The following is a 12,351-nucleotide window of genomic DNA, read 5'->3' as shown; positions in this document are numbered from 1 at the left end:
TTAACATAGAGTAGATGAGGTCGATAGTAAAGTTGATTTTGTGAACAGCATTTGTTTTATAAGGTATATATGAGCATTGTTTTATGCTGCTTTACTGATTTTGTTCGAGTACGGTCATGACTTATCGTTTGTTAAATCTCGGCGAAAAAACAAATATATCATTACATGCTTTCAACAGAAATGCGTTGTAAGTACTAAGGTAGTCACGACCAATCATCAGTATAGTGAGTTTAAGGTTAAAACTTTTAGAGGCATAGCTTTCAAGAGCATAACTTTTAAAAGTATAAATAATTACGATGGACGGAGTATTAAAATGGCTATTTTAAATAATTATATCAAAAAAGGCGAGATGCCCAAAAGCTGGCTAGTGATTGGCTTAGTTGCAGCGACGTTGGCATTGAGTGCCTGTGGTAAAGATGAGGCACCTATGGAAACTGAGCCAACAGCTGATGCACAAACAGCGGTAGAAGAAGAGACTACTGCCAGTAATGCTGATGATATAGCGATTGCTAGTGCTGATGAGGATATGGCAGTGGGTGAGAACGATGATGTTGCAGTAGCGACTGCAGATGATACAGAAATGCTAGACGGTACCGAGAGCGAAGAGCATGTCTCGACTTACTAGTACGTCTCGACTGACTAATCGACTGACTAAGTAGTTACCAATGAACATGCTTTAAACAGATAAGGCAACGCCTCGTTCGCTAAAGTGATAAAATAAGGCTCAGCGCTGTAAATGCGGTCTGGGCTTTTTTATGTCAACTACTTAGTGATGCATAGTTAATGGCTTATTGGCTTATTGGCTTATTGGTTAAACACAGCGTTTGCCTTTTTACTGTGGAATAAGAGACAATATGTCACTTTTTTGCTTTGTTTGACTATATAAGCTGAGTTGCCGCTTATGTGTTATACCGCATTTTTATTCGTGTTTTCATTCATATTTATTGGAAGTCTGCTAAACCATGCCTGATATTGAAAAAAATCCGACTCGGCCTATCGCCTTAGATTTACAAGACATCCATAAAAGCTATGGCTCATTGGCAGTGCTAAAAGGGGTCTCCCTGACCGCATATGATGGTGATGTTATCTCGATTTTGGGCTCATCTGGCTCAGGTAAGTCAACCTTGTTGCGTTGTATTAATTTGCTTGAACAGCCTAACCAAGGCCGTATCATCATTGGTGATGACGAACTGATGCTAAAGCCCGCTAAGTCAGGCGAACTACAAGCAGCAGATACGAAGCAATTAGAAAGCTTACGTGCGCGCGTGGGATTTGTCTTTCAAAACTTTAACCTATGGCCACACAAAACGATTTTGCAAAACATTATCGAAGGGCCCACGCAGGTCTTAAAAATTAAAAAAGCCCAAGCCATTAGCGATGCCGAAAAACTGCTTGATAAAGTGGGCCTGCTTGATAAGAAGGACGCTTACCCAGCGAACTTGTCAGGTGGTCAACGTCAGCGTGTTGCTATTGCTCGTGCCCTTGCTATGCAGCCGCAAGTGCTATTGTTCGACGAACCAACCTCTGCTCTAGATCCTGAACTGGTCAACGAAGTGCTCGCAGTCATGCGTGAGCTAGCAGAAGAGGGTCGCACCATGCTTATTGTCACGCATGAGATGCGTTTTGCCCGTGAAGTATCAAGTAAGGTGGTGTTCTTACATCAAGGTGTTATTGAAGAAATTGGCACTCCTGAACAAGTCTTTGACAATCCTACCTCCGAGCGTGTTAAAGACTTTATGGCGTCACATCGTCCAAACTAGGTATTAATCCAAACTAAGTATTAAGTAATCACTGTCTCAAAATATTTTAACGATTAATAATGCGTGTTTATGAGTATTTAACCTATAAATACCTAGCCTGCGAATACTTGGTTTATAAGTACCTATGTCTATAAATATCTGTGTCTATAAGTATCTATGTCTATAAGTGTTTAGCCTATCCAATGCATCTATTCAAACAATAGGGTGGTAAAGCGTTTATCATCCTGTTGTCATGTTGGCTACGAAAATTACTGTTACGTAAATATCGTAAACCATTTATTACTCAATAATAACAGTCCGTATGCAAAACGTTTGTTTTTGATATTTTACTCAGGTATTATCGAAAGGTTCATAGGTGGTCAATAATAACGGTTGCCTGTCTATCTATTCTGCTATCTATATTGCTTGTCTGTCAGGGACGTCAGAGAACAAAATATCAGAACCCTAAGTCAGAAAATCCTGTCAAAAACTTATGTAAAACCCATTAGAATTTAAGGAATGTATGATGTCGAATTCTCGCCTATTATGGTCGTCGATGACCGTTACCGCAGCATTGATGTTGAGTGCTTGTAGTCAACCTGCCAATGAAACTGCCGATACCAGTGCTGATGCCCCTGCAGCAGAAACGGCTGACAAGACCATTCGTATTGCAACCGAAGGTGCTTACCCTCCTTTTAACTATACCAATGCTGATGGCAGTTTGGCCGGCTTTGATATCGATGTTGCCAATGCTTTATGTGATCAAATGCAAGCCAAATGTGAAATTGTGGCTCAAGATTGGGACGGTATTATTCCAGGTCTATTAGCGCAGAAGTACGACGCTGTTATCGCTGGTATGTCGATTACGGCAGAGCGTCAAGAAAAAGTGGATTTTAGCGAACCATATTTTGCGAATACAATGGTATGGCTGACAGATACCAATGGTGGCTTTGATCCTATGGCGATTGAAAACGTAACGCTTGGTGGTCAACGCTCAACCACGCCTGGGGCTTATCTACAAGATAACTATGAAGGTAAAGACGGCAATACCGTACAGTTATATGATAATTATGATAATGCTTATTTAGACCTAAAATCTGGTCGTAGTGATGCGGTATTGGCTGAAAAAGTCTCTGCAAAATCATGGTTAGTAGATAACTCAGAAGGCTTTGGTATCGTCGGTGATGAAATTGATAACGATGACAATATTGCCATTGCTGTCCGCAAAGATGATGCACTCAAAGCAGAGTTTGATAAAGCGCTTAGCGAAATCCGTAGTAACGGTGAGTTAGCGCGTTTAGAACAAGCCAATTTTGGCCAATAAAATTGTGTGTCTAGAGAATATAAACCAATATAGTAAAGGATAGTAAAAATGACAATTTCAATGACATCATCAATGGGCAAAAAAGCATTGTGGCTAGCACCGCTTAGCGCGGCAATGCTTATGTTGGCAGGCTGTAATAATAGTGCAACGCCAGAAGCAGACGCGACTGCTGATACCACGGCTGAAGCACCACTAAGTATAAAAATCGCTACCGAATCAAGCTATAAACCATTTAGTTATACAGACGCTGATGGCAAGCTGATTGGTTACGAGATTGAGCTGGTTGATGCCTTATGTACTCAAATGAAAGCTGACTGTGAAGTGATCTCTCAAGATTGGGATGGTTTGATTCCAGGGCTGAATGCACAAAAATTTGATGCAGCCATTGCTGGTATGTCTATCACACCTGAGCGCAAAGAAGTGGTCGATTTTAGTGAGCCGTATTTTCATACTGGCATTATCTTGATCGGTAAAAAAGGCGACGATATCAGCGTTGCTGATTTGAACACTCAGCCTGTTGCTGCACAGCGCTCAACAGTCGCTGCACAGTACTTGCAAGACGAACATGCTGAAGCTGAAATCAAGCTTTATGACACGCAAGACAATGCGTATTTAGACCTTACTTCAGGTCGTGTGCGCGCGATGATGTCTGACAAAGTAACTGGTAACGATTGGCTCAAAACCGATGCAGGCAAAGAATACGAAATCAAAGGTGACGAGATCAGCACTGATGATGATGCGATGGGTATTGCATTCCGTAAAGGTGATCCATTAGTCGCTAAATTTAACACAGCATTGGCTGAGCTAAAAGACAACGGTACTTATGATCAAATCACGGGCAGCTATTTTGGTACTAGCTCAACAGCTGCAGCGCAAGAAGCAGTGGCTACTGAGGACACCGATGTGATGGTTACTGAGGAAGAGCAAGCAACAAATTAATATTGCTGCGCTTTACATTGCTCATCTCTGTTTTATGGTTTTTGATGAACAGGGATGAGTACTACCTGATAAACAAATCATCAAGGATGATCATGAATAAGCAATTTGACCAACACAATGCTATCTCGAACGCATCAGCCATCAGCAATATCAAGGCACGACGATTTTCAGTACCTTTTGTGACGATGGCTGCGCTTTTAACTTTAGCTGGCTGTAGCAACGGTCAAGATGATGCTCATGATAATGTCAATCAAACTGCTACTGAGGCAGACACCGCAGGTGAAGTGTTGCGTATTGGTACTGAAGGTGCTTATGCGCCTTTTAACTATACCAATGCCGATGGCACGCTTGGTGGTTTTGATATAGATATTGCCAACGCTATCTGTGATGATATGCAAATGACTTGTGAGATTATTGCACAAGATTGGGACGGTATCATTCCCGGTCTAAAAGCAGGTAAATATGATGCTATCGTCGCCGCTATGTCTGTGACCCCTGAGCGTGAGCAACAAGTCAGCTTTACAGAGCCGTACTTTAGCAATACGTTGGTTTTTTTAGCCAAAAAAGACAGCAGTTTTGATCCCAGTAATAGTAATGATATCAATACAAACTCTATTGCGGCGCAACGCTCAACCATTTCTTCGCAATGGTTTGAGGAGACTTACCCAGACGCTAATATGAAGCTTTATGATACGCTGAGTAATGCGTTTTTGGATTTGGGTTCCAACCGTGTTGATGCGATGGTATCTGATAAGTTGCCAGCACTAGAGTGGCTTGGCTCAACGTCAGGCAGTCAGTATGCGCTCAAAGGTGAAGAGATTGATATCAATGACAACTTTGCCATTGCGGTACGTCCAGGCGATGAGTTGCAAACGAAGATTAACCAAGCATTGGCTAATATCAAAGCTGATGGTACTTATGATGAGATCAATCAAAAGTATTTTGGGATACCAGAAGCTAGTGCTACAGAAGCTACTGAGACGGCTACGACAGCAGATTCTGTTGAGTAATTATCGGTGATGTAGTAAAGCAACCGTTAGAGCAATCGCATTTAATGAGTTGGCTTTTGAGATAGTTTAATCAGTAAAAAGGGTATGACCATCATGGTGATACCCTTTTTTTATTTTTCTAAAAAATAGTTTGCTACTGCTAATGTTGACTGTGTAGTTTGCGAAATGATGCCCAGTTATGTCTTTTTTTTAGACGATAAGAGCCTATTTAGGTGCTGCCTTTACATGTGAGTATTAACATAGTTTGCAGCGAATATGATAAAATCAGCGCTCATTTCTACTGTGTCAATTTTCGTTGCAATGATTGTATCTCTCTGACATCGATATATGATGCAAAGTGCTTATACCTGATTTGGTATAAAATATAATTGTTGGCAGCGTTCAGCCATTGATGCTGATTCTTTTAACTCATATTTTGCAAATTGCTAATATAAAGAGACTGAGTGGATAATTGTGTTTGATTTACAAGGATTTGGCGCGCTATTACTAAGCGGCGCTACCGTCACCATCAAGCTCGCTGTAACCAGTTTAATCATTGGTATGGCTTTGGGGTTGCTCGGTGCCACTGCCAAGCTGTCTAATGTCTGGCTGCTACGTAAGCTTGCGACGGTATATACAGCCACTATGCGCGGTATTCCTGAGTTGCTGCTAGTGCTGTTTATCTATTACGGTGGCTCAATGCTGCTGATGACCATTCTCAAAAAATTCGGCTATAACGAATATGTTGAGATTAGTGCCTTTTGGGGTGGCGTCATGGCGCTGTCTATCGCTTTTGGTGCTTATGCGACTGAAATTTTTCGCATGTCCATTCAAGAGATACCGATAGGACAGGGTGAAGCAGCGCAAGCGATTGGTATGCGTCCATTTCAGACGTTTTATCGCATCACTTTGCCGCAAGTATGGCAGATTGCGTTGCCAGGATTGGGCAATTTATTTTTGGTGTTGCTCAAAGATACGGCGTTGGTCTCAGTCGTGGGTCTCAAAGATATTATGTATCAGTCTTCACGTGCCGCGCAGTCAACGCAGCAGCCGTTTACCTTTTATATGGCCGCCGCGATTATTTATTTGGGTCTGACCATGTTGATTACTGGCTTTATGATGTGGCTTGAATGGCGTGCCAATCCAGCAGCACGCTATGCTAAAAAGCTGAGCCGTCAGTCAACTCACAGTCAATCGACCATAGGATAGAGGAGAGCTACTATGGATTGGAATTGGCAGGTCATTTTTGACCATATCCCTGACTTACTAGGTGGTGCAGTACTGACTGTACAGCTGGTTGTGATTTCAGGCATTATCGGACTGTTTTTCGGTTTGATCTTAGCATTGCTACGCCTATCCAAAAATTGGCTAGTACAAGTACTTCCGTTTCTTTATATTTTCTTTTTTCGTGGTACGCCGCTACTGGTACAGATATTCCTGATTTATTACGGCTTGGGTCAGTTTGAGGCTGTGCGTGAGTCGTTTCTGTGGGAGCCTGTGCTTAGCCAAGCGTATTGGTGTGCCATTATTGCCTTCACGCTAAATACCAGTGCTTATTTGGCAGAAATCATTCGTGGTGCGATTCAGAACATTCCTGTGGGCGAGCTTGAAGCAGCTGATGCAATTGGCATGTCAAAGTGGCAAAAGCTTACACGTATTACCTTGCCTCGTGCCTTTGGTATCGTGATTCCAGCCTACAGTAATGAAGTTATCTTTATGCTAAAAGGTAGTGCCTTGGCCTCCACTATTGCCTTGATGGATATCACAGGTGTCGCACGTACGATTAGCGCTCGTACTTATACTTTGATGGAGCTGTTCTTTGCTGCTGGTATTGTGTATCTTCTGTTGTCATGGGTGATTTTATTCAGCTTTAGATTGTTTGAAAGAAAGCTTAATCGCTACATGACTTATGTGCCACCAGATGTCACCACCCGAACCATTCCGTAGTTCTATGTTTAATGTTTTTTTTGCACGTAATGGCTATTGATATCTTTGTATGAAAGGCTTATAACTATCAACAATAATCATTATTGTGAGAGCTTATTATGAGTCAGTCATCTACTGCGATTGGTAAAGTGGTTTGCGTTGGCCGAAACTATGCCGCGCATGCCCACGAACTGGGCAACGAAGTGCCTAAAACACCCATACTATTTATGAAGCCTGCCTCATCAGTGGTGACTATTGCTCATCACTCGACCAACCAAACCATTCTACGTCCAAATCCCGAAACTTATGGTGATACACACTATGAGGCAGAGCTGTGTATTCAGCTATCTACAGATTTGCGTGCTGCTACTATTGAGCAAGCCAAGCAAGCGATTGGTGGTGTGACACTTGGGTTGGATTTGACCTTGCGTGATTTGCAAAGCAAGCTTAAAGAAAAAGGTCAACCATGGGAGCGTGCAAAGTGTTTTGATGGTGCATGTGTGTTAGCAGATTGGGTCGACCCACAAGCCTTTGGTGATTTTAGCAACGTAGAGTATCAATTGTATATTAACGATACGCTAACACAAGATGGTGACAGTGCTTTGATGCTGTTTCCGGTATATGAGTTACTGGTCGAAATCAGCCATGCGTTTAGCTTGCAAGCAGGTGATGTGATTATGACGGGTACGCCAAGCGGTGTTGGTATATTGCACGCAGGTGATCGATTAAAACTAAAGTTAGGCGAGCATGAGTGGCACGCAGTGGTAGAATAACTGCTCCTTTAAAACGCAACTTTTCAACACACCTCTGCTATAAAAAATCCCAAGTCATGACTTGGGATTTTTTGTTTTCTATTATCAGTGAAGTCTTATCATCAAAACCTATTATCAAATCTGTGCTATCAGACCTAGGTTGTCAAACCTGTGTCATTAAACCGTCATCTAACGTTCAACATATTGTCATGAATGTTAAGTAGGATAGCGGCTACTTCATATTTTTTTGGCGCTGTTAATAGCAATGCCATGATGTTTTTTATGACAATCCAGCCGAATAGCAAGGTGACTGATAATGACCCTATTAAATAATAAGCAAGCAAACAACAAGCAAATCAATAATGAGCAAATAAATAACAAGCAAAATTTGGCTCATGAAGTTGTAGAAGATTCTAATCCTACCAATAATATGGATTTTCAAACCATTATCAGTCGTCGCTTGAACCGCCGTAGTTTATTAAAAGGTGGCACAGGATTAACCGCTGCCGCCTTTTTTGGTGCCTTGCCATTGGTTGGTCATACTAAAGACGCCAATAGCACCATGACCATTCGTAATGGTGATGATGCCGCTGTGCCAGCACACGGTGATCGAAGCCGTCCAGAAACCTTGAAATTCACTGCCGTGGCGCATTCGACTGCAGCAGAAATGAGCGTGGCAGACGGTTACAAGGCAGAAATGATATTACCATTGGGTACGCCGCTTATGTCGGGTATCGAGGACTGGAAAGACAACCGTGAGCAATCAGCTGAATCATTTGATTGGCGTATGGGTGACAACCACGATGGTATGTGGTTTTTTGGCAAAACAGGTAACAATTACGATGTGAAAGCCTCCGAAAGTGGTTTGTTGGTCATGAATCATGAATACGTGAACAGCGCGGAATTAAGTCCATTTGGCTATGATGTGAAAAAAGACAGCAGCGCCGAGCCTATTTTTCAAGAAGTTCGCCGAGCCACTGACGTGCGCCGTGAGGTCAACTGTCATGGGGTTTCTGTGGTCGAGATGAAACGCCGAGACAGCGGCAAGGGTTATGAGATGGTACGCGACTCTAAATACAATCGCCGTATCACCAGCAGCACAACCTCACAACTGACTGGCCCTGTAGCTGGCTCTGATTTGGTCAAGACTAAATTTGACCCCACTGGTATGAAAACGCGTGGCATCAATAATAACTGCGGGGCAGGATTGTCACCTTGGGGCACTTACTTAACCACTGAAGAAAATTTCTTGGGTGTATTCGCTCGCGGTAAAGATGCCAGCCAGTTAAGCGCAGCTCAGAATTATGGCCGTGAGCGTTATGGTGCAAAAGAAGATCATGCTACTTGGGGTTATTTGTGGCATACACCCAAAGCAGCAGACGCTACCATGACTGATGAATTTGCGCGCTGGAATATGACCGTCGCAGGTAAAACGGCTATGGATGACTATCGTAATGCGTTCAATACCTTTGGTTATATCACTGAAATTGACCCATTTGATAAAAACGCCATGCCGCGAAAACGTACAGCATTGGGTCGTTTCGCTCATGAGAACTGTGCGTTTGCGCCTGTTAAGCAAGGTCGCCCTGTTGTGTTTTACATGGGGGATGACTCACGCGGTGAGTATATTTATAAGTTCGTATCTAAAGCCAAGTGGTCAAAAAGCGATATCGGTGGCGGCCTAAAAGCGGGTGACAAATACATGAACGAAGGGACGCTATATGTTGCAATCTTTAACGAAGATGGCAGTGGCACATGGCAGCCATTGGTTTATGGTCAAAACGGATTAGATAATACCAACAGCGTGCTACCATTTAATGGTCAAGATGACGTATTAGTATTTGCGCGTGCAGCTGCTGATGTGCTGAGTGCCACGAAGATGGATCGTCCTGAATGGGTATCGGTCAGCCCCGTTACTGGTGAAGTGTATGTAACCTTGACCAATAATAAAAACCGCGGTGTCGATGACGATCAGCCTGTTTCAGCCAGTAACCCGCGCAGTTATGACGTGGATGGTAAAGCTGCTGGTAATGATAATGGTCATATTATCCGCTGGGCTGAAACCAATGGCGACCATGCCGCCACCAGTTTTGAATGGGACATTTACCTATTTGCTTCACCTAGTGATAAGTCTGCAGAAAACCTATCAGGATTGAATGCCAATAATGATTTGTCTTCTCCAGATGGTTTGTTTTTTGACCCGCGCGGCGTATTGTGGATTCAGACGGATGACGGCGCGTATACAGATACCACTAATTGTATGGTTCTAGCTGCACTGCCAGGTAAGGTTAATGATGGGTCAGTTAAAACAGCTTCGACAGGGCAGGATACTCGCCTAGGCTTGGCCGCGACTGATGACAATCTCAAGCGTTTCTTTGTCGGCCCTGAAGGTTGCGAAGTGACAGGTATCACTATGACACCAGATTTTAAAACCTTGTTTATCAACATTCAGCATCCTGGTAATGCTTGGGGTGCCGTCAAAGGCGGTAGCACACCACGATCTGCTACGGTAATGATCACCAAAAATGATGGTGATGTGATATTAGCAGAGTCGTTCTCGTAAATTATTGACGCTATATAGAACGAATGATAGTGATGTAAGCTTGACTTATTCATTAATAAAAAATCTCAAGCAATGGCTTGGGATTTTTTTAGATTCAGTATTAAAAAAAGACAAGTAACATCAACTACCTATCAACACTTCCTAACAATATTTTCTAACAATAAATACACTGCAAAACTCAATGATTTTCTTCTATTTATGCTGTTTAAAGACTAGTATAGAAACTTACCTCTTTGCTAAATGTGCCAATACAATGAGTGTTATAAACAACGTGATGAATAGTCCTGATGGTTGTCATGATGAGCATATAAGCCATGGCAATACTGGTAGTAACGCTTGTATGCGTCATGAGCTCGAAGCGCATTTTGCCCCAAAGACTGATATGCCAGCACACAGCGATGTGTATGAGCAGATAGATCAACTGGAAGCCATCGATGTGGATGAGCTGGTGAAACTATTGGCAGATGATGGTCATAAAACGACGGTGAAGCCAGTTGCTTTGGCTGAGTTTTTTGAAGGGTTGGCACAGCTGGCGACTACGGGTGTGGTGGAGGTGACCGATATTGTAGAGGCTATCCATCGCGAAGTGATCTTACGTCCTTTGGGCCGTTTCAATAAAAATCATATCAACAATTGGCAACACGGTATTACTGGGCGTATTTATGGCACGGTACGTCAGGTTATGCTGATGGTGGGTGGTAATCTGGCATCGGTGCTGAGAGTCTATCAGCGTATTGTTATGCAAAAACAAGTTCAGCCCCTGCCTGATGCATTAAAAAAGCTCGTCAATGTATTGAACGGTGTCATGGGTGATCATCTCGTTAATAATAAAAACCCACTGGCTGTGCCAATGATACTATACGATAGCGAGGGCATACCAAAGTGCGAAGTACCGTTAGGACAAGAAGAGCCATCAGCACCTAAAGAACCAGCAGGATGTGAAGAGTTATCAGGACGTGTTGTTATTTTATGCCATGGTCTGTGCATGAGCTATTTGAGCTGGCAATCGCAAGAGGGCGATGGCTTAGGTGATGCAATCAAACGCAGTCAACCAGATACTACTGTGCTATACCTCGATTACAATACAGGACGTCGTATCTCTCACAGCGGCCGACAATTCTGTCAAATGTTACAAGGTTTGGTCGACCGTAACCCTCATATCAGTCAGATAGATTTGGTTGGTCACAGTATGGGCGGTTTGGTCTCACGTAGCGCGCTGTTTTATGGTGAGCAAGATCATTTGGATTGGGTGAAACGTGTCGGTAACCTCATCACCTTAGGCTCGCCACATCACGGCGCCGTGCTAGAGCGTATTGGCAATTATGTGCAAGAAATCATCGGAAAATTACCATTTGCCGGTTCACTTGCTAAGCTTGGGGATATGCGCAGCGCTGGTATTATTGATCTGCGTCATGGCAGTATTCGTGATGTGGATTGGAAGTCGTTAGAGGGACGTAGTGTGTTACCGCAAGACTTTCGTCATCCTACAGGTTTGCCCAGTGGCATCAAAACCTACTTTGCGGCGAGTGCTTTGGTTGAAACGCATTATGACTCTAAGATGACGGACTTGTTAGGTGACGGTCTGGTATCGGTAGCGTCTGCGCTGGGTGAAGATGATACTGAGCATGCGTTGTTTGTGCCAGAGGGTCATAAAGCCGTGTTTTATGGTGTGAGCCATATCAATTTAATTCATAGTAGAAGGGTGCGTGAGCAAGTCGTCGAGTGGCTACTGGATAATGGTCAGCGCGACTATACGGGTGAAGATCGGATATATTCTTATCCTAGGAGCTGGGATGTGGCGGTGTAGAGGTTGTTTTCGAGTCTATCCCACCTGTTAATCTCTGTTTAATAATTACGGTATGGATATAGTCTGAGTATTACTTCTTAAAAGAATTATGTCTTGATTGAAAATATAAAAACCATATTGTTCCATACCCATACCTGTATGTATTGATTCATAATAAATAGAAAGCTGACAACGTATTAAAATATCTATTAATATCCTTCGCATTGTATTTATAGTTTTACCTGTCTCATCATTATCTTGGGCGTAGTTACCCAGCGCAGTTTGTTCAAATGCTAAATTATATAACGAAAAATTAGAGGTGATTTTAATAAT

The 12,351-nt window shown here is 42.8% G+C and carries 11 protein-coding genes; 10 read left to right on the top strand and 1 reads right to left on the bottom strand.

Annotated elements, in window-relative coordinates; translation table 11 throughout:
* Positions 1-313: 313 nt before the first annotated feature.
* The 10 genes from ACT3QP_RS04900 (at position 314) to ACT3QP_RS04855 (ending at position 12,039) form a co-directional block, all read left to right on the top strand.
* A complete protein-coding gene (locus tag ACT3QP_RS04900; RefSeq protein WP_444524677.1) occupies positions 314-625 on the top strand; it encodes a hypothetical protein in 312 nt (103 codons plus the stop codon).
* A 337-nt stretch (positions 626-962) separates the two neighbouring features.
* Entirely contained in the window at positions 963-1,760 is a 798-nt protein-coding gene (locus ACT3QP_RS04895) for an ABC transporter ATP-binding protein (RefSeq protein ID WP_192520501.1), read from the top strand.
* 502 nt (positions 1,761-2,262) lie between these two features.
* The gene (locus ACT3QP_RS04890) at positions 2,263-3,063 is read left to right on the top strand and encodes a transporter substrate-binding domain-containing protein (RefSeq protein ID WP_444524676.1); all 801 of its coding nucleotides are present in this window, start codon (positions 2,263-2,265) and stop codon (positions 3,061-3,063) included.
* A gap of 48 nt (positions 3,064-3,111) precedes the next feature.
* Positions 3,112-4,002, top strand: coding sequence for a transporter substrate-binding domain-containing protein (locus ACT3QP_RS04885; protein WP_444524675.1), 891 nt, complete (start codon positions 3,112-3,114; stop codon positions 4,000-4,002).
* 185 nt (positions 4,003-4,187) lie between these two features.
* Positions 4,188-5,012, top strand: a complete 825-nt coding sequence (locus ACT3QP_RS04880; protein ID WP_444524703.1) for an ABC transporter substrate-binding protein — start codon at positions 4,188-4,190, stop codon at positions 5,010-5,012.
* 453 nt (positions 5,013-5,465) lie between these two features.
* Positions 5,466-6,200, top strand: a complete 735-nt coding sequence (locus tag ACT3QP_RS04875; protein WP_192520498.1) for an ABC transporter permease — start codon at positions 5,466-5,468, stop codon at positions 6,198-6,200.
* Positions 6,201-6,212: 12 nt separating this feature from the next.
* Positions 6,213-6,938: an ABC transporter permease gene (locus tag ACT3QP_RS04870; RefSeq protein ID WP_192992140.1), complete on the top strand. Its 726-nt coding sequence runs from the start codon at positions 6,213-6,215 to the stop codon at positions 6,936-6,938.
* A gap of 98 nt (positions 6,939-7,036) precedes the next feature.
* A complete protein-coding gene (locus tag ACT3QP_RS04865) occupies positions 7,037-7,690 on the top strand; it encodes a fumarylacetoacetate hydrolase family protein (protein ID WP_444524674.1) in 654 nt (217 codons plus the stop codon).
* 295 nt (positions 7,691-7,985) lie between these two features.
* Positions 7,986-10,232 (top strand): PhoX family protein, encoded by a 2,247-nt coding sequence (locus ACT3QP_RS04860; RefSeq protein WP_444524673.1) that lies wholly within the window; start codon positions 7,986-7,988, stop codon positions 10,230-10,232.
* 253 nt (positions 10,233-10,485) lie between these two features.
* The gene (locus ACT3QP_RS04855; RefSeq protein ID WP_444524672.1) at positions 10,486-12,039 is read left to right on the top strand and encodes a PGAP1-like alpha/beta domain-containing protein; all 1,554 of its coding nucleotides are present in this window, start codon (positions 10,486-10,488) and stop codon (positions 12,037-12,039) included.
* Positions 12,040-12,084: 45 nt separating this feature from the next.
* Here ACT3QP_RS04855 and ACT3QP_RS04850 read toward each other — a convergent pair.
* The coding region (locus ACT3QP_RS04850; protein ID WP_444524671.1) for a hypothetical protein at positions 12,085-12,351 on the bottom strand (267 nt) is incomplete at its 5' end.

It is taken from the genome of Psychrobacter sp. AOP7-B1-24, from assembly GCF_052376215.1.
Taxonomy (GTDB): Bacteria; Pseudomonadota; Gammaproteobacteria; order Pseudomonadales; family Moraxellaceae; genus Psychrobacter.
The sequence above is the reverse complement of the archived record's forward strand: the minus strand, read 5'-3'. Positions and strand labels throughout refer to the sequence as shown.